A 19,164-nucleotide genomic window follows, 5' to 3' on the forward strand; every position below is an offset into this window, starting at 1 on the left:
GGGAGTGCGACACGCCCGACCGCGTGGGTCGGAGACAGAGTCGGTAGAACCCCCGGGTTCCAGAGCGTTACGAGACAAAGGACTACTAGGTAGCCATGGCGGGACAGAAGATCCGCATCCGGCTCAAGGCCTACGACCACGAGGTCATCGACTCCTCGGCGAAGAAGATCGTCGAGACGGTGACCCGCACTGGTGCGTCGGTCGCGGGCCCGGTGCCGCTGCCCACTGAGAAGAACGTGTACTGCGTCATCAAGTCGCCGCACAAGTACAAGGACTCTCGCGAGCACTTCGAGATGCGCACCCACAAGCGCCTCATCGACATCCTCGACCCCACGCCGAAGACGGTTGACTCGCTGATGCGTCTCGACCTTCCGGCCGGTGTCGACATCGAGATCAAGCTCTGAAGGGACGGGCCGAGATGAGCAAGAACATCAAGGGCGTCCTGGGCGAGAAGCTCGGCATGACGCAGGTGTGGGACGAGAACAACCGCGTTGTTCCGGTCACCGTCGTCAAGGCCGGGCCGTGCGTCGTGACGCAGGTTCGCACGAACGACGTCGACGGCTACGAGTCGGTCCAGATCGCCTTCGGCGAGATCGACCCGCGCAAGGTGAACAAGCCCCTCAAGGGCCACTTCGCCAAGGCCGACGTGACCCCGCGCCGCCACCTGGTGGAGCTCCGCACCCCTGACGCCAGCGAGTACACGCTGGGCCAGGAGATCACTGCCGAGGTGTTCGAGTCCGGCGTCAAGGTTGACGTCACGGGCAAGAGCAAGGGCAAGGGCTTCGCCGGTGTCATGAAGCGTCACAACTTCAAGGGCCTGGGCGCCGGTCACGGTACCCAGCGCAAGCACCGCTCGCCCGGTTCCATCGGTGGCTGCGCCACCCCTGGCCGTGTGTTCAAGGGCCTCCGCATGGCGGGTCGCATGGGCAACGAGCGTGTGACCACCCAGAACCTGACCGTCCACGCCGTTGACGCCGAGAAGGGTCTGCTGCTCATCAAGGGCGCCGTCCCCGGCCCCAACGGTGGCCTCGTCCTGGTCCGTACTGCGGCCAAGGGGGTTTGAGGAACCGATGAGCACCATTGACATCCTTTCGCCGGCTGGCGACAAGGCCGGGACCGTCGAGCTCCCCGCGGAGATCTTCGACGCGAAGACCAGCGTTCCGCTGATCCACCAGGTCGTCGTCGCTCAGCTCGCGGCTGCCCGCCAGGGCACGCACAAGACCAAGACCCGCGGCGAAGTCCGTGGTGGTGGCAAGAAGCCTTACCGCCAGAAGGGCACCGGCCGCGCCCGTCAGGGTTCGACCCGTGCGCCGCAGTTCGCCGGCGGTGGCGTCGTCCACGGCCCGCAGCCGCGTGACTACTCGCAGCGCACCCCCAAGAAGATGAAGGCCGCCGCCCTGCGCGGTGCCCTCTCCGACCGGGCGCGCCACTCCCGCATCCACGTCGTCACCGGCGTGGTCGAGGGTGCGGTTTCCACCAAGGCCGCCAAGACGCTGTTCGGCAAGATCTCGGAGCGCAAGAACCTGCTCCTGGTCGTCGACCGCGCCGACGAGGCCGCGTGGCTGTCCGCTCGCAACCTGCCCCAGGTTCACATCCTGGAGCCGGGCCAGCTGAACACGTACGACGTGATCGTCTCTGACGACGTGGTCTTCACTCAGGCCGCTTTCGAGTCCTTCGTGTCTGGCCCCCAGACCGCTGAGACCGAAGGGAGCGACGCCTGATGTCTGAGGCGACCGTTACCAGCAAGACCTTCTCGGACCCGCGCGACCTGCTGATCAAGCCGGTCGTCTCGGAGAAGAGCTACGCGCTGCTGGACGAGAACAAGTACACGTTCATCGTGAAGCCGGGCTCCAACAAGACCCAGATCAAGCAGGCCGTGGAAGCGGTCTTCTCGGTCAAGGTCATCGGGGTCAACACGATCAACCGCCAGGGCAAGCGCAAGCGCACGAAGACCGGTTTCGGCAAGCGTGCCGACACCAAGCGCGCCATCGTGACCCTTGCTGAGGGCGACCGTATCGACATCTTCGGCCAGGCCTCCTAACGGAGCGCCCTGGTCCGAATATCGGACGAGGACTGAGAAATGGGTATCCGCAAGTACAAGCCGACGACTCCGGGCCGTCGTGGCTCCAGCGTCGCCGACTTTGTCGAGATCACGCGGTCCACGCCGGAGAAGTCGCTGGTCCGCCCCCTGCACAGCAAGGGCGGCCGTAACAACACCGGTCGTGTGACCGTCCGCCACCAGGGCGGTGGCCACAAGCGCGCCTACCGAGTGATCGACTTCCGTCGTCACGACAAGGACGGCGTGCCGGCGAAGGTCGCTCACATCGAGTACGACCCCAACCGCACCGCGCGCATCGCGCTCCTGCACTACGCGGACGGCGAGAAGCGCTACATCATCGCCCCCCGTGGCCTGAGCCAGGGCGACCGTATCGAGAACGGTCCGTCCGCCGACATCAAGCCCGGTAACAACCTGGCGCTGCGCAACATCCCGGTCGGTACGACCATCCACGCCATCGAGCTGCGGCCCGGCGGCGGCGCGAAGTTCGCCCGTTCCGCGGGTGCCTCCGTGCAGCTGCTGGCGAAGGAGGGCACGATGGCCCACCTTCGTATGCCGTCCGGCGAGATTCGCCTGGTCGACGCCCGCTGCCGCGCCACCATCGGCGAGGTCGGCAACGCCGAGCAGTCGAACATCAACTGGGGCAAGGCCGGCCGTATGCGCTGGAAGGGCGTTCGCCCGACCGTCCGCGGTGTCGCGATGAACCCGGTTGACCACCCGCACGGTGGTGGTGAAGGCAAGACTTCCGGTGGTCGCCACCCGGTCTCGCCGTGGGGTCAGAAGGAGGGTCGTACTCGCTCGCCGAAGAAGGCATCGAGCAAGTACATCGTCCGCCGCCGCAAGACGAACAAGAAGCGCTAGGAGCGGGTTTAGATGCCGCGCAGTCTCAAGAAGGGGCCCTTCGTCGACGGACACCTCATCAAGAAGGTGGACGTACAGAACGAGGCAGGCACCAAGAACGTCATCAAGACCTGGTCCCGTCGCTCGATGATCATTCCCAGCATGCTGGGTCACACCATCGCGGTGCACAACGGCAAGATCCACGTCCCGGTGTTCGTCACCGAGTCGATGGTCGGCCACAAGCTCGGCGAGTTCTCGCCGACTCGCACCTTCCGCGGCCACGTCAAGGACGACCGGAAGTCGAAGCGCCGCTAACGCGGGGTGACTGACTATGACTTACACCGAAGGGACAACCATGGAAGCCAGGGCCCAGGCGCGGTACATCCGCGTCACGCCCATGAAGGCCCGCCGCGTGGTGGACCTCATCCGTGGCATGGATGCCACGGAGGCTCAGGCGGTCCTGCGCTTCGCCCCGCAGGCCGCGAGCGTGCCGGTTGGCAAGGTGCTGGACAGCGCCATTGCCAACGCTGCACACAACTACGACCACACCGACGCCTCTTCGCTGGTCATCAGCGAGGCGTACGTGGACGAGGGCCCGACCCTGAAGCGGTTCCGTCCGCGTGCTCAGGGCCGTGCCTACCGGATCCGTAAGCGGACCAGCCACATCACCGTGGTCGTCAGCAGCAAGGAAGGAACCCGGTAATGGGCCAGAAGGTAAACCCGCACGGGTTCCGGCTCGGCATTACCACGGACTTCAAGTCCCGTTGGTACGCCGACAAGCTGTACAAGGACTACGTCAAGGAAGACGTCGCCATCCGCAGGATGATGACGTCCGGCATGGAGCGCGCCGGCATCTCGAAGGTTGAGATCGAGCGCACCCGTGACCGCGTGCGGGTGGACATCCACACCGCGCGTCCGGGCATCGTCATCGGCCGCCGTGGCGCCGAGGCCGACCGCATCCGCGGCGACCTCGAAAAGCTCACGGGCAAGCAGGTCCAGCTGAACATTCTTGAGGTCAAGAACCCCGAGATGGACGCTCAGCTGGTCGCGCAGGCCGTTGCCGAGCAGCTCTCCTCCCGCGTCTCCTTCCGTCGCGCCATGCGTAAGAGCATGCAGGGCACGATGAAGGCCGGCGCCAAGGGCATCAAGATCCAGTGCGGTGGCCGCCTCGGCGGCGCCGAGATGTCCCGCTCGGAGTTCTACCGCGAGGGCCGTGTGCCCCTGCACACGCTCCGCGCGAACGTGGACTACGGCTTCTTCGAGGCCAAGACGACCTTCGGCCGCATCGGCGTGAAGGTCTGGATCTACAAGGGCGATGTCAAGAACATCGCCGAGGTCCGCGCCGAGAACGCAGCGGCCCGTGCGGGTAACCGCCCGGCCCGTGGTGGCGCCAACGACCGTCCGGCCGGTGGCCGCGGTGGCCGTGGCGGCGAGCGTGGCGGTCGCGGCCGCAAGCCGCAGCAGGCTGCGCCGGCTGCCGAGGCCCCCAAGGCCGAGGCTCCCGCCGCTGCCGCTCCGGCTGAGAGCACCGGAACGGAGGCCTGACCGAAATGCTGATCCCCCGTAGGGTCAAGCACCGCAAGCAGCACCACCCCAAGCGCCGCGGTATGGCCAAGGGTGGTACGACGGTTGCGTTCGGCGAGTACGGCATCCAGGCCCTCACGCCGGCGTACGTGACCAACCGCCAGATCGAGGCGGCTCGTATCGCGATGACCCGCCACATCAAGCGTGGCGGCAAGGTCTGGATCAACATCTACCCGGACCGCCCCCTGACGAAGAAGCCTGCCGAGACCCGCATGGGTTCCGGTAAGGGTTCTCCGGAGTGGTGGGTCGCGAACGTTCACCCGGGTCGGGTGATGTTCGAGCTGTCCTACCCGAACGAGAAGATTGCTCGTGAGGCGCTCACCCGCGCTGCTCACAAGCTCCCGATGAAGTGCCGCATCGTTCGGCGCGAGGCAGGTGAGGCGTGATGTCGGCCGGAACCAAGGCGTCCGAGCTGCGCGAGCTGGGCAACGAGGAGCTTGTTGCCAAGCTCAGCGAGGCCAAGGAAGAGCTGTTCAACCTCCGCTTCCAGGCGGCGACCGGCCAGCTCGAGAACCACGGTCGGCTCAAGTCCGTCCGTAAGGACATCGCCCGGATCTACACCCTGATGCGCGAGCGCGAGCTGGGCATCGAGACGGTGGAGAGCGCCTGATGAGCGAGAAGAATGTGACTGAGACGACTGAGCAGCGCGGTTTCCGCAAGACCCGTGAGGGTCTCGTCGTCAGCGACAAGATGGACAAGACCGTCGTCGTCGCTGTCGAGGACCGTGTGAAGCACGCGCTGTACGGCAAGGTCATCCGCCGTACGAACAAGCTCAAGGCGCACGACGAGCAGAACGCTGCCGGTATCGGCGACCGCGTCCTCATCATGGAGACGCGTCCGCTGTCGGCGACGAAGCGCTGGCGCATCGTCGAGATCCTCGAGAAGGCCAAGTAATTTCCTGAGCTTTTGCTCAGGATGAGTTCCGCCAGGCTCGGCCGGGGCTTGAGAGATCAAGCCCCGGCCGGGAACCGGCAGACGATCAGGAGATAGACGTGATCCAGCAGGAGTCGCGACTGCGTGTCGCCGACAACACTGGTGCCAAGGAGATCCTTTGCATCCGTGTTCTCGGTGGCTCCGGTCGCCGCTACGCGGGCATCGGTGACGTCATTGTCGCCACCGTCAAGGACGCGATCCCCGGTGGCAACGTGAAGAAGGGCGACGTCGTCAAGGCTGTCGTCGTGCGCACCGTCAAGGAGCGTCGTCGTCAGGACGGCTCGTACATCCGCTTCGACGAGAACGCGGCCGTCATCCTCAAGAACGATGGCGACCCCCGCGGCACCCGCATCTTCGGCCCGGTGGGCCGGGAGCTGCGCGAGAAGAAGTTCATGAAGATCATCTCGCTCGCGCCGGAGGTGCTGTAAGCATGAAGATCAAGAAGGGCGACCTGGTTCAGGTCATCACCGGTAAGGACAAGGGCAAGCAGGGCAAGGTCATCGCGGCCTTCCCCCGCGAGGACCGCGTCCTGGTCGAGGGTGTCAACCGGGTCAAGAAGCACACGAAGGCCGGCCAGACCGCTCGCGGTTCGCAGACCGGCGGCATCGTGACGACCGAGGCCCCGATCCACGTGAGCAATGTTCAGCTCGTCGTGGAGAAGGACGGCAACAAGGTCGTCACGCGTGTCGGTTACCGCTTCGACGACGAGGGCAACAAGGTTCGCGTTGCCAAGCGGACGGGTGAGGACATCTGATGGCTACCACCACCACTCCGCGTCTCAAGACGAAGTACCGCGAGGAGATCGCGGGCAAGCTGCGTGAGGAGTTCTCGTACGAGAACGTCATGCAGATCCCCGGCCTCGTCAAGGTCGTCGTCAACATGGGTGTGGGCGACGCCGCCCGCGACTCCAAGCTGATCGACGGCGCCATCCGCGACCTGACCACGATCACCGGCCAGAAGCCGGCCGTGACGAAGGCCCGGAAGTCCATCGCGCAGTTCAAGCTGCGTGAGGGTCAGCCGATCGGCTGCCACGTCACCCTCCGTGGTGACCGCATGTGGGAGTTCCTGGACCGTACGCTGTCGCTCGCGCTGCCGCGTATCCGTGACTTCCGTGGTCTGTCGCCGAAGCAGTTCGACGGCCGTGGCAACTACACCTTCGGTCTCACGGAGCAGGTCATGTTCCACGAGATCGACCAGGACAAGATCGACCGTACCCGGGGTATGGACATCACCGTGGTCACCACGGCGACCAACGACGCTGAGGGCCGCGCGCTCCTTCGTCACCTCGGCTTCCCGTTCAAGGAGGCGTAAGCGAGATGGCGAAGAAGGCTCTTATCGCGAAGGCTGCCCGTAAGCCCAAGTTCGCTGTGCGTGCGTACAACCGCTGCCAGCGCTGTGGCCGGCCGCACTCCGTGTACCGCAAGTTCGGCCTGTGCCGCGTGTGCCTCCGTGAGATGGCTCACCGTGGCGAGCTGCCGGGCGTGACCAAGAGCTCCTGGTAAACCCCGTAATTTCGGGTTTTTCCGGAGTCTCTCGGTAAGTAAAGGGTGGGCGGAGGCCCCTCTCTCCATGGCTTAGGCTAGGAGGGTTGGGCGTCCGCCGCCCAGACGACTTACTACGCCGTAGGTCCCCGTGCCGCACCCGTCCCGCCCATGAGTGGGGAGAGGGATGGCGCATACAGGAAACCCCGGCGAGAGAGGCCGAAGGCCAATTCATGACCATGACTGACCCCATCGCAGACATGCTCACGCGTCTGCGTAACGCGAACTCGGCGTACCACGACTCCGTCGTGATGCCGCACAGCAAGATCAAGTCGCACATCGCGGAGATCCTCCAGCAGGAGGGCTTCATCACCGGCTGGAAGGTCGAGGACGCCGAGGTCGGCAAGAACCTCGTCCTTGAGCTGAAGTTCGGCCCGAACCGTGAGCGCTCGATCGCTGGCATCAAGCGGATCTCGAAGCCGGGTCTGCGTGTGTACGCGAAGTCCACCAACCTGCCGAAGGTCCTCGGCGGCCTGGGCGTGGCGATCATCTCCACGTCCCACGGTCTCCTGACCGGTCAGCAGGCAGGCAAGAAGGGCGTGGGTGGGGAAGTCCTCGCCTACGTCTGGTAGTCGGGAACGGAGGAAAAGCTAATGTCGCGAATCGGCAAGCTCCCCATCCAGGTTCCCGCTGGTGTGGACGTCACCATCGACGGCCGTACGGTCAACGTGAAGGGCCCCAAGGGCACCCTCACGCACACCGTTGCCGCGCCGATCGAGATTGTTAAGGGCGAGGACGGCGTTCTCAACGTCACCCGTCCCAACGACGAGCGTCAGAACAAGGCCCTGCACGGCCTGTCCCGCACGCTGGTGGCGAACATGATCACCGGCGTGACCCAGGGATACATCAAGGCGCTCGAGATCAGCGGTGTCGGTTACCGCGTCCAGGCGAAGGGCTCCAACCTGGAGTTCGCGCTCGGATACAGCCACCCGATCACCATCGAGGCTCCCGAAGGCATCACCTTCAAGGTCGAGTCGCCCACGAAGTTCTCGGTCGAGGGCATCGACAAGCAGAAGGTCGGCGAGGTCGCGGCGAACATCCGCAAGCTGCGGAAGCCCGACCCGTACAAGGCCAAGGGCGTCAAGTACGCCGGCGAGGTCATCCGCCGCAAGGTCGGAAAGGCTGGTAAGTAAGCCATGGCATACGGTGTGAAGATCGCCAAGGGCGACGCTTACAAGCGTGCGGCCAAGGCTCGCCGACACGTCCGCATCCGCAAGCACGTGTCGGGTACGGCGGAGCGTCCGCGCCTCGTCGTGACGCGTTCCAACCGCGGTATCACCGCTCAGGTCATCGACGACATCAAGGGTCACACCCTGGCGTCGGCGTCGAACCTGGACGCTTCGATCCGTGGTGGCGAGGGCGACAAGTCCGCGCAGGCCAAGTCGGTCGGCGCCCTGGTCGCCGAGCGCGCCAAGGCCGCCGGTGTCGAGGCCGTCGTGTTCGACCGTGGTGGCAACAGGTACGCCGGGCGCATTGCCGCTCTGGCTGACGCCGCCCGCGAAGCCGGGCTGAAGTTCTAAGCCCCGGTTCCGGGACTAACGGACGTAACAGAGAGAGGTAAATCCAATGGCTGGACCCCAGCGCCGCGGAAGCGGTGCCGGTGGCGGCGAGCGGCGGGACCGGAAGGGTCGCGACGGTGGCGCTGCTGCCGAGAAGACCGCCTACGTTGAGCGCGTTGTCGCGATCAACCGCGTTGCCAAGGTTGTCAAGGGTGGTCGCCGCTTCAGCTTCACCGCGCTGGTCGTGGTGGGCGACGGTGACGGCACTGTAGGTGTCGGTTACGGCAAGGCCAAGGAAGTTCCCGCGGCCATCGCCAAGGGTGTCGAGGAAGCCAAGAAGAACTTCTTCAAGGTTCCCCGCATCCAGGGCACCATCCCGCACCCGATCCAGGGTGAGAAGGCCGCGGGCGTCGTCCTGCTGAAGCCTGCTTCCCCCGGTACCGGTGTTATCGCCGGTGGCCCGGTGCGCGCCGTCCTGGAGTGCGCCGGCGTTCACGACATCCTGTCGAAGTCGCTCGGCTCCGACAACGCGATCAACATCGTGCACGCGACCGTGGCGGCCCTCAAGGGCCTGCAGCGTCCCGAGGAGATCGCGGCCCGCCGCGGTCTGCCCCTTGAGGACGTCGCCCCCGCGGCTCTGCTTCGTGCACGTGCCGGGGCGGGTGCGTAATGGCCCGCCTCAAGATCACGCAGACGAAGTCGTACATCGGTAGCAAGCAGAACCACCGCGACACCCTGCGTTCGCTCGGGCTCAAGCGCCTGAACGACACGGTTGTCAAGGAGGACCGCCCCGAGTTCCGCGGAATGGTGCACACCGTCCGCCACCTCGTGACGGTTGAGGAGGTCGACTGACATGGCGGAGAACAAGCCGCTCAAGGCCCACGACCTCCGTCCCGCCCCGGGCGCCAAGACCGCCAAGACCCGTGTGGGTCGTGGTGAGGCGTCGAAGGGTAAGACGGCCGGCCGTGGTACCAAGGGTACGAAGGCCCGTTACCAGGTTCCGGAGCGCTTCGAGGGTGGCCAGATGCCCCTCCACATGCGTCTTCCGAAGCTGAAGGGCTTCAAGAACCCGTTCCGCACCGAGTTCCAGGTCGTGAACCTGGACAAGCTCGGCGCCCTCTACCCCGAGGGTGGCGAAGTCACCGTTGCCGACCTGGTCGCCAAGGGTGCCGTGCGCAAGAACAGCCTCGTCAAGGTCCTGGGCCAGGGCGAGATCTCCGTGGCGCTGCAGGTGACGGTCGACGCCGTCTCCGGCTCCGCCAAGGAGAAGATTGCCGCCGCTGGCGGCACCGTCACCGAGCTCGTCTGAGACAGCTCGTTGGCCTGAACATCCGACCGGGGATGCCCTCTCAAATGGGGCATCCCCGGTTGGTCGTTCCTAGGGGGGCAGGGTCGCCGGTAAGGTGGCGTGCACTGTCTAAGTTTCCGTGCGGTATGCCGTGCGGTTCCGCTGACTCATCCGTATCCGTCGATCCTCAAGACCGTCACCTCTGACGCACCTAGCGCGGGGGTCGCAGGAGGCACCGTGCTCACCGCGTTCGCCCAGGCGTTCAAGACGCCTGACCTGCGCAAGAAGCTGCTCTTCACGCTCGGCATCATCGTGCTCTACCGGATGGGGACGCACGTCCCGATCCCCGGTGTGAGCTACAAGAACGTGCAGATCTGTGTGGACCAGGCCCAGCAGGGCAACAGCCTTTTCGGCCTGGTGAACATGTTCAGCGGCGGCGCGCTGCTGCAGATCACGATCTTTGCGCTGGGCATCATGCCGTACATCACGGCGAGCATCATTCTGCAGCTGCTGACCGTGGTGATCCCGCGCCTGGAGGCCCTCAAGAAGGAGGGCCAGGCCGGCACGGCCAAGATCACGCAGTACACGCGTTATCTGACCGTGGCGCTGGCGATCCTGCAGGGCACCGGCCTGGTGGCCACCGCCCGCAACGGCGCGCTGTTCAGCGGCTGCCAGGTCGCCACCGAGATCGTGCCGAACCACTCGATCTTCACCACCATCACGATGGTGGTCACCATGACCGCCGGCACCGCCGCCGTCATGTGGCTCGGTGAGCTCATCACCGACCGCGGCATCGGTAACGGCATGTCGATCCTGATGTTCATCTCGATCGCCTCCAGCTTCCCGACCTCGCTGTGGGCCATCAAGAAGCAGGGCCACCTGGCGCAGGGCTGGATCGAGTTCAGCACCGTCATCCTGGTCGGCCTCGTCATGGTCGCCCTGGTGGTCTTCGTGGAGCAGGCCCAGCGCCGCATCCCGGTGCAGTACGCGAAGCGCATGATCGGCCGCCGTTCCTACGGCGGTACATCGACCTACATCCCGCTGAAGGTCAATCAGGCGGGTGTGATTCCCGTCATCTTCGCGTCGTCGCTGCTCTACATCCCGGCGCTGGTCGTGCAGTTCTCCAACTCGACCGCGGGCTGGGCGACCTGGGTCAAGGACAACTTCGTCAAGGGCGACCACCCGTACTACATCATCACGTACTTCCTCCTGATCGTGTTCTTCGCCTTCTTCTATGTGGCGATCTCGTTCAACCCCGAGGAAGTCGCTGACAACATGAAGAAGTATGGTGGCTTCATCCCGGGCATCCGGGCTGGTCGACCTACTGCTGAGTACCTGAGCTACGTGCTCAACCGGATCACCTGGCCGGGGTCGCTGTATCTGGGACTGATCGCGCTCGTACCGACGATGGCGTTGGTGATCTTCGGGGCCAACCAGAGCTTCCCGCTGGGCGGGACAAGCATCCTCATCATCGTGGGTGTGGGTCTGGAGACCGTGAAGCAGATCGAGAGCCAGCTCCAGCAGCGCAATTACGAAGGGTTCCTCCGCTGATGCGAATCGTCCTCGTCGGGCCGCCCGGTGCCGGCAAGGGAACGCAGGCCGCGTTCCTCGCCAAGAACCTCGGGATCCCGCACATCTCCACGGGCGACCTCTTCCGTGCCAACATCAGCCAGGGCACGGACTTGGGCAAGCAGGCCAAGTCGTACATGGACGCCGGCAACCTGGTGCCGGACGAGGTCACCATCGGGATGGCCAAGGACCGCATGGCCCAGGCGGACGCCGAGAACGGCTTCCTGCTCGACGGGTTCCCGCGCAACGTGGTGCAGGCCGAGGCGCTCGACGAGGCGCTGAAGGCGGACGGTCTGGGGCTCGACGCCGTCCTGGACCTCGAAGTACCCGAGGACGAGGTCGTGAAGCGGATCGCCGGCCGGCGCATCTGCCGCACCGACTCCGCCCACGTCTTCCACGTCACCTACAACGCGCCGAAGACCGAGGGTGTCTGCGACACCTGCGGCGGCGAGCTGTACCAGCGCGGCGACGACACCGAGGACACGGTCCGCAAGCGCCTTGAGGTCTACCACAGCGAGACCGAGCCGATCATCGACTTCTACCGGGCCCAGGGCCTGGTCGTCACGATCTCGGCGCTCGGCAAGGTCGACGACGTCACGGAGCGCGCAATGCACGCCCTGAAGGCCGAGAACACGGCCTGATTTCCGGTACTTCCGGTACGCAGTTGAACGGCCGCGGTGCCCCTCCGGGCGCCGCGGCCGCTGCCGTGTCCGGGCCCGGGTGGCCGTATCGTGGACGTACCCCCGTATCCGTTCCTCCTTCCCCCGCACTCGTTCAGAAAGGCGTCAGTCGCCATGGTGGAGATCAAGACCCCCGAGCAGATCGCGAAGATGCGCGAGGCGGGGCTGGTCGTCGCCGCCATCCACGCGGCGACCCGCGAGGCCGCGGTGCCCGGCGCCACGACGAGGGACCTGGACGAGGTCGCCCGCAAGGTGATCGCCGAGCACGGCGCCAAGTCGAACTTCCTGGGGTACGGCGGGTTCCCCGCGACCATCTGCACCTCGGTCAACGAGGTCGTCGTCCACGGCATCCCGGACGAGAAGACGGTCCTGAAGGACGGCGACGTCATCTCCATCGACGCGGGCGCGATCATCGACGGCTGGCACGGCGACGCGGCCTTCACGGCCTTCGTGGGCTCGGGTCACGCTCCGGAGCTGATCGAGCTCTCCCGGGTGACCGAGGAGTCGATGTGGGCCGGTATCGCGGCGGTGAAGAAGGGCAACCGCCTGGTGGACGTCTCCCGGGCGATCGAGAGCTACATCCGCCGCCAGCCGCGCCCGCCGAAGGGCAAGTACGGGATCATCGAGGAGTACGGCGGCCACGGCATCGGCTCCGAGATGCACATGGACCCGCACCTCCTGAACTACGTGGACAAGCGCCGCCTGCTCGGCCGCCACAACCCCAAGCTGATCCCCGGCTTCTGCCTGGCCATCGAGCCGATGGTGTCGCTGGGCACGCCCCGCACCGAGGTGCTGGAGGACGACTGGACGGTCATCACGACCGACGGCACCTGGTCCTCGCACTGGGAGCACTCGGTCGCCCTGACCGAGGCGGGCCCGATCGTCCTGACCTCCCCGGACTGCGGCAAGGCGAAGCTGGCGGAGTACGGCGTGACGACGGCGCCGGACCCGCTGGGCTGACCCGTCCGGGGCTGTCCGCTTAACGATCTAGTGTTGAGGGCAAACTTCCCTGATTCGTCTTTTCGGGTGCCCTGACGTAGACTGATGCGTCGGCTCTGGTGTACCCGTGTGTCCGCACACGAACGCGAGAGTCGATCAAGGTAGCCGATTCGAAAGGCGAAGCGTGGCCAAGAAGCAAGGTGCCATCGAAATCGAGGGCACCGTGATCGAGTCCCTCCCGAACGCCATGTTCAAGGTGGAACTCCAGAACGGTCACAAGGTCCTCGCGCACATCAGCGGCAAGATGCGGATGCACTACATCCGTATCCTCCCGGATGACCGGGTCGTGGTGGAGCTCTCTCCCTACGACCTGACGCGTGGCCGGATCGTCTACCGGTACAAGTAGATCTCACGACCCGGAGAACCTGAATCCCATGAAGGTCAAGCCGAGCGTCAAGAAGATCTGCGACAAGTGCAAGGTGATCCGCCGTCACGGCCGGGTCATGGTCATCTGCGACAACCTGCGCCACAAGCAGCGCCAGGGCTGACGCACGCCGACCGACCTGCATTTACGCAGTTCTTCGCGCGACGCACGTAAACGTACATACGCAGAGCCCGTCGGGCCGTGTTCCACGGTTGACGACACCTCCGGCGGGGGCCGGGGACCCGGACGTACCACCTCTCAGCAGAGACGGTCGGCGGTCGGGAGTGGTTCTGCGGAAGACCCCCGAACACACAGGAGCCATTGAATGGCACGCGTTTCCGGTGTTGACATCCCCCGCGAAAAGCGGGTGGAGATCGCACTCACCTACGTCTTCGGTATCGGGCGCACCCGGTCCAAGGAGATCCTCGACTCCACCGGCGTGAACCCGAACACCCGCGTTCGTGACCTGGCCGAAGAGGACCTGGTCAAGATCCGCGAGTACGTGGACGCCAACCTCCGCACCGAGGGTGACCTCCGCCGCGAGATCCAGGCCGACATCCGCCGCAAGGTCGAGATCGGCTGCTACCAGGGTCTGCGTCACCGTCGTGGCCTTCCGGTCCACGGCCAGCGCACCAGCACGAACGCGCGTACCCGCAAGGGCCCGCGTCGCGCGATCGCCGGTAAGAAGAAGCCGGGCAAGAAGTAGTCCTCAGCAGGACGCTTACTCAGCGGTCTTCGCTGTAGGACCGACCACCTCCCGTAGGAGATTTAGATGCCCCCCAAGGGTCGTCAGGGCGCTGCCAAGAAGGTGCGCCGCAAGGAAAAGAAGAACGTCGCTCACGGGCACGCCCACATCAAGAGCACGTTCAACAACACGATCGTCTCGATCACGGACCCCTCGGGCAACGTGATCTCCTGGGCGTCCGCCGGCCACGTCGGCTTCAAGGGCTCCCGCAAGTCGACTCCGTTCGCCGCGCAGATGGCCGCCGAGTCGGCCGCCCGCCGCGCGCAGGAGCACGGCATGCGCAAGGTCGACGTCTTCGTCAAGGGTCCGGGCTCCGGCCGCGAGACCGCGATCCGCTCCCTCCAGGCCACTGGCCTTGAGGTCGGCTCGATCCAGGACGTCACCCCGACGCCGCACAACGGCTGCCGTCCGCCCAAGCGCCGCCGCGTCTGACGCACGGCTGCTGGACTGAGGTTTTCGGGCGGTACGGCTCTTCGGAGGCGTGCCGCCCGTACCCTTGCAGTACGTATCACCACGAGGGCGTCAAATAGTGGGCGCCCACGACTGAAGGAACACACATGCTTATCGCTCAGCGCCCCTCGCTGACCGAAGAGGTCGTCGACGAGTACCGCTCGCGGTTCGTGATCGAGCCGCTGGAGCCGGGCTTCGGCTACACCCTCGGCAACTCCCTGCGCCGCACCCTCCTGTCCTCGATCCCGGGCGCCGCTGTCACCAGCATCCGGATCGACGGCGTTCTGCACGAGTTCACCACCGTGCCGGGCGTCAAGGAGGATGTGACCGACCTCATCCTCAACATCAAGCAGCTGGTCGTCTCCTCGGAGCACGACGAGCCGGTCGTGATGTACCTGCGCAAGCAGGGCCCGGGTCTCGTCACCGCCGCCGACATCGCGCCCCCGGCCGGTGTCGAGGTGCACAACCCCGACCTGGTCCTCGCCACGCTGAACGGCAAGGGCAAGCTGGAGATGGAGCTGACCGTCGAGCGCGGTCGCGGCTACGTCTCCGCCGTGCAGAACAAGCAGGTGGGCCAGGAGATCGGCCGTATCCCGGTCGACTCCATCTACTCGCCGGTGCTCAAGGTCACGTACAAGGTCGAGGCGACCCGTGTCGAGCAGCGCACCGACTTCGACAAGCTGATCGTCGACGTCGAGACCAAGCAGGCCATGCGCCCGCGTGACGCCATGGCGTCCGCCGGTAAGACCCTGGTCGAGCTGTTCGGTCTGGCGCGCGAGCTCAACATCGACGCCGAGGGCATCGACATGGGCCCGTCCCCCACGGACGCCGCCCTCGCCGCTGATCTCGCCCTGCCGATCGAGGAGCTTGAGCTCACCGTTCGGTCGTACAACTGCCTCAAGCGTGAGGGCATCCACTCCGTGGGTGAGCTCGTGGCGCGCTCCGAGGCCGACCTGCTCGACATCCGCAACTTCGGTGCGAAGTCGATCGACGAGGTCAAGGCGAAGCTGGCCGGTATGGGCCTCGCGCTGAAGGACTCGCCTCCCGGCTTCGACCCGACCGCTGCCGCCGACGCCTTCGGCGCCGACGACGACGCGGACGCCGGTTTCGTCGAGACCGAGCAGTACTAAGAGAAACTTCCGGCCCGCACTAGCGGGTCGGTAACTGACACCGGTACCTGACACGGCCGGTGCAGACACTAGGAGAAACACCATGCCGCGTCCCGCAAAGGGTGCCCGTCTGGGCGGCAGCGCCGCGCACGAGCGTCTGCTTCTCGCCAACCTGGCGAAGTCGCTGTTCGAGCACGGCCGTATCACGACGACCGAGGCCAAGGCCCGCCGCCTGCGTCCGGTCGCCGAGCGCCTGATCACCAAGGCGAAGAAGGGCGACATCCACAACCGTCGCCTGGTGCTGCAGACGATCACCGACAAGGGCATCGTCCACACCCTCTTCACCGAGATCGCGCCGCGCTTCTCGGAGCGTCCGGGTGGTTACACCCGTATCACCAAGATCGGCAACCGCCGTGGTGACAACGCGCCGATGGCCGTGATCGAGCTGGTCGAGGGCGAGATCGCCAAGAAGGCGACCGTCGCCGAGGCCGAGGCCGCTGCGAAGCGCGCCGTCAAGGAGGCCGACGAGGCCAAGGCCGCCGAGGCGACCGAGGTCGAGGACGCCGCTCCGGCGGAGGAGTCGAAGGACGCGTAAGCGTTCCGCAGACTGACGGACGGGTCCGTTCCCTTCGGGGGACGGGCCCGTTCCGCTTTTGCTGCCGGTCCGGGAGGGCCGGTCTGAGAGGATCTGTTACGTGAGTGATGAGGTGGAGCCCGGCCGCGTCCGGGTGCGTCTTGACCTGTCGTACGACGGCAAGGACTTCTCCGGCTGGGCCAAGCAGCCCAGCGGTCGGCGGACGGTCCAGGGCGAGATCGAGAACGCGCTGCGCACGGTGACGCGGGCGTCCGAGACGTACGCCCTGACGGTCGCCGGGCGCACCGACGCGGGCGTGCACGCGCGCGGGCAGGTGGCCCATGTCGACCTGCCCGAGGAGGTCTGGGCCGAGCACCGCGAGAAGCTGCTGCGGCGGCTCGCGGGACGGCTGCCGCACGATGTCCGGATCTGGCGGGTCGGGGAGGCCCCCGGCGGGTTCAACGCGCGCTTCTCCGCGATCTGGCGGCGGTACGCGTACCGGGTGACGGACAATCCCGGCGGCGTCGACCCGCTGCTGCGCGGCCATGTGCTGTGGCACGACTGGGAGTTGGACGTCGAGGCGATGAACGCGGCCTCGGCCGCGCTGCTCGGCGAACACGACTTCGCGGCGTACTGCAAGAAGCGCGAGGGCGCCACCACCATCCGCACGCTCCAGAAGCTGTCCTGGGTGCGGGGCGAGGACGGCATCGTCACGGCGACCGTGCGGGCGGACGCGTTCTGCCACAACATGGTCCGCTCGCTGGTGGGCGCGCTGCTGTACGTCGGTGACGGGCACCGGGGCGTGGAGTGGCCGGGCAAGGTGCTGGCGGCGGCGGTGCGGGACTCGTCGGTGCACGTGGTCAAGCCGCACGGGCTCACCCTGGAGGAAGTCGGCTACCCCGCCGACGAGTTGCTGGCCGCGCGCAGCCGCGAGGCGCGGAACATGCGGACGTTGCCGGGGGCGGACGCGGGGGCGGGCTGCTGCTGACGGGGGTGCCGCTCGGGCGGGGGTGCTGCTCGGGCGGGGTGTCCGCGACGGCGTGATCCTCTCCGTCCGGGCCACCCGGGGCCTGGATCTGGCGCAGCACTTCTCCAACTGCGATTACAGCGACAGCAAGTGGCACTCGTACGAACGCCGGCTCCTGTGCTTCGTGCCGGGTGCCGTCGAGGCGGGCGCGGCCTACGAGTTGTCGTCGAAGCTGGATGTGGCGGCGGGTCACATCGCGTACAAGGAGTGGCTCCACGCCACCGCGCTGCCGGACACGGCGGCCAACCGGGCGGAGCTGCGCGGTGATGCCAAGGCGGTCAAGGGCGAGGGTCCCGAGCTGAAGCTGAACAAGCTGCCACAGGGCGCGCCGGACCCGAAGCCGTTGGGCGAGGACGAGTTCATCTTCGCGAACAAGGCCGACTTCGCGGTGACGGGCGGCCGGGTGAAGGGCGCGCCGGGTCGGACCGTGAAGGCGACCGTGGAGTTCCGCAACCTCGGGCCCGCGTGGGTGAACGAGCTCTGGCGCCAGCGGTCCATCACGGGCGTCGCGATCGACTTCCCCGCCGGTGTCGAGGTGACCAAGGCGCCGGCCCACTGTGCCCCGCCGAGCCCCCCGGACCTCCCGTCCAAGGCCGGTGTCGACTACACGTGCTTCACGAGTTACATCGTCACCGAGGACGAGCGGGACGCGTTCACGTTCGAGGTGCGGCTCGGCAAGAAGGCCGGGACGGCCAAGGGGAGCGCCGAGATCACCGCCGCGCCGATCGACGCCGACAAGAAGAACAACGTGGCTGAGCTGGTCTTCGAGACGGCGGCCGAGGGCTCGGGCACGGGTGGCGCCACGGGCGGCACATCCGGGACCACCGGCGGATCCGGTGGCCGTCTCGCCGCGACCGGTACCTCGGTCACCCCCGCCCTCGGCGGTGGGGCGCTGCTCCTGGTTGTCGCGGGCGCGGCCGCGAGGACCGCGGTCAAGCGCCGTCGGGGCTGAGGTTCCGCTTCGGCCGCGAGCCGTCCGTGGCCGGCCGCGCCCACGCGGCGGAGCCGCACATGTCACAGCCCCGCGCCCCTATGGGGCGCTCGGTGCCGTCGCGGCCGCCTGGGCCTGGGCCTCGCCGCGGGCGACGATCTGGCGGAAGGTGAATTCGGCCAGATCGTCGCCGGCGGCGAAGGCGTTCTTGTCGCCCTTGGTGACGCTCTTGCCGTCGGTGTAGCCGCTGATACTGAAGTAGGCGTACCGGCCGTACGAGTTGGAGAGGTTGCGGCAGACCGCGTGGCCGCCGTCGCAGAACCCGGAGACCCCGTCACCCGTGAGCGGGGCGAGGCCGATGCCCGCCTGCTGCTTGGCGCGCAGCGCCTTCGCCTCGGTCTCGAAGGTGGCTACACCTATGGTCACGGCGACGCCGTCCCTCACATAGGTGGCCCGGATGACCTGGTCGCAGCCGTTGGACGTGAGGGCCGAGCCGAGCGAGCCGCGGGTCGCGGCGGCGCAGTCGGTGGTCCGGGCGGTGGGGCCCTTGGTGTAGGTGCGGTCGCCCATCTTCAGCGTCTTGCCGGGGAAGAGCGTGTCGGCGCTCAGCGGCGCCTTGTCCTTCTTGGCGCTGGATATGAAGTCGTGCGGGTTGGGCGGGGGCGGCGGCGCCACCGACGAGAACGACGGCTGCGGCTCGGCGGTGCCGCTGGGCAGCGTCTGCGCGGAGGGCAGCTCGCTCGCGGACTTCCCGTCGGCGCCGTTCTTGGAGTCACCGGTGCTCACGATGGCGGTCGCGACGATGGCCACCACCGCGGCCGTGGCGATCGCCCCGCCGCCGATCAGCAGCCAGCGCTTCTTGCGGCCGCGCGCCGCGGCCTCGTCGGCGAGCGCCGCCCAGTCCGGTGTGCCGTTGCCGTTGTCCCCCGGGCCCCATGCGGGTCCCCCTTGCCCAAAGCTCATGGCGCGCATCTT

Annotated in this window: 33 protein-coding genes; 32 read left to right on the top strand and 1 reads right to left on the bottom strand. The window is 66.7% G+C overall.

Going from position 1 to position 19,164, the window contains the following annotated elements; translation table 11 throughout:
- The first annotated feature begins 95 nt into the window (after positions 1 to 95).
- The 32 genes from rpsJ to OG965_RS24540 all read left to right on the top strand — a co-directional run bounded on the left by rpsJ (position 96) and on the right by OG965_RS24540 (position 18,210).
- Positions 96 to 404 carry a 30S ribosomal protein S10 gene (rpsJ, locus tag OG965_RS24385; RefSeq protein ID WP_003948644.1) on the top strand — a complete coding sequence of 103 codons (309 nt, stop codon included), beginning with the start codon at positions 96 to 98 and terminating at the stop codon, positions 402 to 404.
- A 14-nt stretch (positions 405 to 418) separates the two neighbouring features.
- Positions 419 to 1,063: a 50S ribosomal protein L3 gene (rplC, locus tag OG965_RS24390; protein ID WP_067163147.1), complete on the top strand. Its 645-nt coding sequence runs from the start codon at positions 419 to 421 to the stop codon at positions 1,061 to 1,063.
- Positions 1,064 to 1,070: 7 nt separating this feature from the next.
- Positions 1,071 to 1,721: a 50S ribosomal protein L4 gene (rplD, locus tag OG965_RS24395; RefSeq protein ID WP_371654199.1), complete on the top strand. Its 651-nt coding sequence runs from the start codon at positions 1,071 to 1,073 to the stop codon at positions 1,719 to 1,721.
- A complete protein-coding gene (gene rplW, locus OG965_RS24400; protein WP_371654200.1) occupies positions 1,721 to 2,041 on the top strand; it encodes a 50S ribosomal protein L23 in 321 nt (106 codons plus the stop codon). Before rplD ends, rplW begins: the two co-directional genes overlap by 1 nt.
- Before the next feature lie 39 nt (positions 2,042 to 2,080).
- Positions 2,081 to 2,917 carry a 50S ribosomal protein L2 gene (gene rplB, locus OG965_RS24405; RefSeq protein WP_371654201.1) on the top strand — a complete coding sequence of 279 codons (837 nt, stop codon included), beginning with the start codon at positions 2,081 to 2,083 and terminating at the stop codon, positions 2,915 to 2,917.
- A gap of 12 nt (positions 2,918 to 2,929) precedes the next feature.
- Positions 2,930 to 3,211 (top strand): 30S ribosomal protein S19, encoded by a 282-nt coding sequence (rpsS, locus tag OG965_RS24410; protein WP_371654202.1) that lies wholly within the window; start codon positions 2,930 to 2,932, stop codon positions 3,209 to 3,211.
- Between the two features lie 40 nt (positions 3,212 to 3,251).
- Complete coding sequence (gene rplV, locus OG965_RS24415; RefSeq protein ID WP_004571827.1) at positions 3,252 to 3,599, top strand: 50S ribosomal protein L22; 348 nt, start codon at positions 3,252 to 3,254, stop codon at positions 3,597 to 3,599.
- The gene (gene rpsC, locus OG965_RS24420; RefSeq protein WP_358835979.1) at positions 3,599 to 4,441 is read left to right on the top strand and encodes a 30S ribosomal protein S3; all 843 of its coding nucleotides are present in this window, start codon (positions 3,599 to 3,601) and stop codon (positions 4,439 to 4,441) included. The genes rplV and rpsC overlap by 1 nt, the downstream gene beginning before the upstream one ends.
- 5 nt (positions 4,442 to 4,446) lie before the next feature.
- On the top strand, positions 4,447 to 4,866 hold the full coding sequence (gene rplP, locus OG965_RS24425; RefSeq protein ID WP_053727610.1) for a 50S ribosomal protein L16: 420 nt from the start codon (positions 4,447 to 4,449) through the stop codon (positions 4,864 to 4,866).
- Positions 4,866 to 5,090, top strand: a complete 225-nt coding sequence (gene rpmC, locus OG965_RS24430) for a 50S ribosomal protein L29 (protein WP_067163159.1) — start codon at positions 4,866 to 4,868, stop codon at positions 5,088 to 5,090. Before rplP ends, rpmC begins: the two co-directional genes overlap by 1 nt.
- Positions 5,090 to 5,374: a 30S ribosomal protein S17 gene (gene rpsQ / locus OG965_RS24435; protein WP_371654203.1), complete on the top strand. Its 285-nt coding sequence runs from the start codon at positions 5,090 to 5,092 to the stop codon at positions 5,372 to 5,374. Before rpmC ends, rpsQ begins: the two co-directional genes overlap by 1 nt.
- 98 nt (positions 5,375 to 5,472) lie before the next feature.
- Positions 5,473 to 5,841: a 50S ribosomal protein L14 gene (rplN, locus tag OG965_RS24440; protein WP_053727611.1), complete on the top strand. Its 369-nt coding sequence runs from the start codon at positions 5,473 to 5,475 to the stop codon at positions 5,839 to 5,841.
- 2 nt (positions 5,842 to 5,843) lie between these two features.
- Positions 5,844 to 6,167 carry a 50S ribosomal protein L24 gene (gene rplX / locus OG965_RS24445; protein ID WP_067163164.1) on the top strand — a complete coding sequence of 108 codons (324 nt, stop codon included), beginning with the start codon at positions 5,844 to 5,846 and terminating at the stop codon, positions 6,165 to 6,167.
- A complete protein-coding gene (gene rplE / locus OG965_RS24450; RefSeq protein WP_067163167.1) occupies positions 6,167 to 6,724 on the top strand; it encodes a 50S ribosomal protein L5 in 558 nt (185 codons plus the stop codon). Before rplX ends, rplE begins: the two co-directional genes overlap by 1 nt.
- Before the next feature lie 5 nt (positions 6,725 to 6,729).
- A complete protein-coding gene (locus OG965_RS24455; RefSeq protein WP_030890724.1) occupies positions 6,730 to 6,915 on the top strand; it encodes a type Z 30S ribosomal protein S14 in 186 nt (61 codons plus the stop codon).
- 212 nt (positions 6,916 to 7,127) lie between these two features.
- The gene (rpsH, locus tag OG965_RS24460; RefSeq protein WP_003966947.1) at positions 7,128 to 7,526 is read left to right on the top strand and encodes a 30S ribosomal protein S8; all 399 of its coding nucleotides are present in this window, start codon (positions 7,128 to 7,130) and stop codon (positions 7,524 to 7,526) included.
- Positions 7,527 to 7,547: 21 nt separating this feature from the next.
- Complete coding sequence (rplF, locus tag OG965_RS24465; protein WP_371654204.1) at positions 7,548 to 8,087, top strand: 50S ribosomal protein L6; 540 nt, start codon at positions 7,548 to 7,550, stop codon at positions 8,085 to 8,087.
- Positions 8,088 to 8,090: 3 nt separating this feature from the next.
- Positions 8,091 to 8,474 (top strand): 50S ribosomal protein L18, encoded by a 384-nt coding sequence (gene rplR, locus OG965_RS24470; RefSeq protein WP_067163175.1) that lies wholly within the window; start codon positions 8,091 to 8,093, stop codon positions 8,472 to 8,474.
- Positions 8,475 to 8,520: 46 nt separating this feature from the next.
- On the top strand, positions 8,521 to 9,123 hold the full coding sequence (gene rpsE, locus OG965_RS24475) for a 30S ribosomal protein S5 (protein ID WP_017239585.1): 603 nt from the start codon (positions 8,521 to 8,523) through the stop codon (positions 9,121 to 9,123).
- Complete coding sequence (rpmD, locus tag OG965_RS24480) at positions 9,123 to 9,305, top strand: 50S ribosomal protein L30 (RefSeq protein ID WP_007826007.1); 183 nt, start codon at positions 9,123 to 9,125, stop codon at positions 9,303 to 9,305. The genes rpsE and rpmD overlap by 1 nt, the downstream gene beginning before the upstream one ends.
- 1 nt (position 9,306) lies before the next feature.
- On the top strand, positions 9,307 to 9,762 hold the full coding sequence (gene rplO, locus OG965_RS24485) for a 50S ribosomal protein L15 (protein WP_067163177.1): 456 nt from the start codon (positions 9,307 to 9,309) through the stop codon (positions 9,760 to 9,762).
- Between the two features lie 216 nt (positions 9,763 to 9,978).
- Positions 9,979 to 11,292 (top strand): preprotein translocase subunit SecY, encoded by a 1,314-nt coding sequence (secY, locus tag OG965_RS24490; RefSeq protein ID WP_371654205.1) that lies wholly within the window; start codon positions 9,979 to 9,981, stop codon positions 11,290 to 11,292.
- The gene (locus OG965_RS24495) at positions 11,292 to 11,951 is read left to right on the top strand and encodes an adenylate kinase (RefSeq protein WP_371654206.1); all 660 of its coding nucleotides are present in this window, start codon (positions 11,292 to 11,294) and stop codon (positions 11,949 to 11,951) included. The genes secY and OG965_RS24495 overlap by 1 nt, the downstream gene beginning before the upstream one ends.
- A 153-nt stretch (positions 11,952 to 12,104) precedes the next feature.
- Entirely contained in the window at positions 12,105 to 12,950 is an 846-nt protein-coding gene (map, locus tag OG965_RS24500; RefSeq protein ID WP_371654207.1) for a type I methionyl aminopeptidase, read from the top strand.
- A 163-nt stretch (positions 12,951 to 13,113) separates the two neighbouring features.
- The gene (infA, locus tag OG965_RS24505) at positions 13,114 to 13,335 is read left to right on the top strand and encodes a translation initiation factor IF-1 (RefSeq protein WP_003956442.1); all 222 of its coding nucleotides are present in this window, start codon (positions 13,114 to 13,116) and stop codon (positions 13,333 to 13,335) included.
- A gap of 28 nt (positions 13,336 to 13,363) precedes the next feature.
- Complete coding sequence (rpmJ, locus tag OG965_RS24510) at positions 13,364 to 13,477, top strand: 50S ribosomal protein L36 (RefSeq protein WP_003956441.1); 114 nt, start codon at positions 13,364 to 13,366, stop codon at positions 13,475 to 13,477.
- A gap of 201 nt (positions 13,478 to 13,678) precedes the next feature.
- The gene (gene rpsM / locus OG965_RS24515; protein WP_356886083.1) at positions 13,679 to 14,059 is read left to right on the top strand and encodes a 30S ribosomal protein S13; all 381 of its coding nucleotides are present in this window, start codon (positions 13,679 to 13,681) and stop codon (positions 14,057 to 14,059) included.
- A 66-nt stretch (positions 14,060 to 14,125) separates the two neighbouring features.
- Positions 14,126 to 14,530, top strand: a complete 405-nt coding sequence (gene rpsK / locus OG965_RS24520) for a 30S ribosomal protein S11 (protein ID WP_003956432.1) — start codon at positions 14,126 to 14,128, stop codon at positions 14,528 to 14,530.
- 125 nt (positions 14,531 to 14,655) lie between these two features.
- On the top strand, positions 14,656 to 15,678 hold the full coding sequence (locus OG965_RS24525) for a DNA-directed RNA polymerase subunit alpha (RefSeq protein WP_003956430.1): 1,023 nt from the start codon (positions 14,656 to 14,658) through the stop codon (positions 15,676 to 15,678).
- 82 nt (positions 15,679 to 15,760) lie between these two features.
- Positions 15,761 to 16,252, top strand: a complete 492-nt coding sequence (gene rplQ, locus OG965_RS24530; RefSeq protein ID WP_371654208.1) for a 50S ribosomal protein L17 — start codon at positions 15,761 to 15,763, stop codon at positions 16,250 to 16,252.
- 100 nt (positions 16,253 to 16,352) lie between these two features.
- Positions 16,353 to 17,219 (top strand): tRNA pseudouridine(38-40) synthase TruA, encoded by an 867-nt coding sequence (truA, locus tag OG965_RS24535; RefSeq protein WP_371654209.1) that lies wholly within the window; start codon positions 16,353 to 16,355, stop codon positions 17,217 to 17,219.
- Positions 17,220 to 17,271: 52 nt separating this feature from the next.
- The gene (locus OG965_RS24540) at positions 17,272 to 18,210 is read left to right on the top strand and encodes a hypothetical protein (RefSeq protein ID WP_371654210.1); all 939 of its coding nucleotides are present in this window, start codon (positions 17,272 to 17,274) and stop codon (positions 18,208 to 18,210) included.
- A 78-nt stretch (positions 18,211 to 18,288) separates the two neighbouring features.
- Here OG965_RS24540 and OG965_RS24545 read toward each other — a convergent pair whose 3' ends face one another.
- Positions 18,289 to 19,152 (bottom strand): hypothetical protein, encoded by an 864-nt coding sequence (locus OG965_RS24545; RefSeq protein ID WP_371654211.1) that lies wholly within the window; start codon positions 19,150 to 19,152, stop codon positions 18,289 to 18,291.
- Positions 19,153 to 19,164 lie beyond the last annotated feature (12 nt).

Source organism: Streptomyces sp. NBC_00224 (assembly GCF_041435195.1).
In the GTDB taxonomy this organism is placed as follows: Bacteria; Actinomycetota; Actinomycetes; order Streptomycetales; family Streptomycetaceae; genus Streptomyces.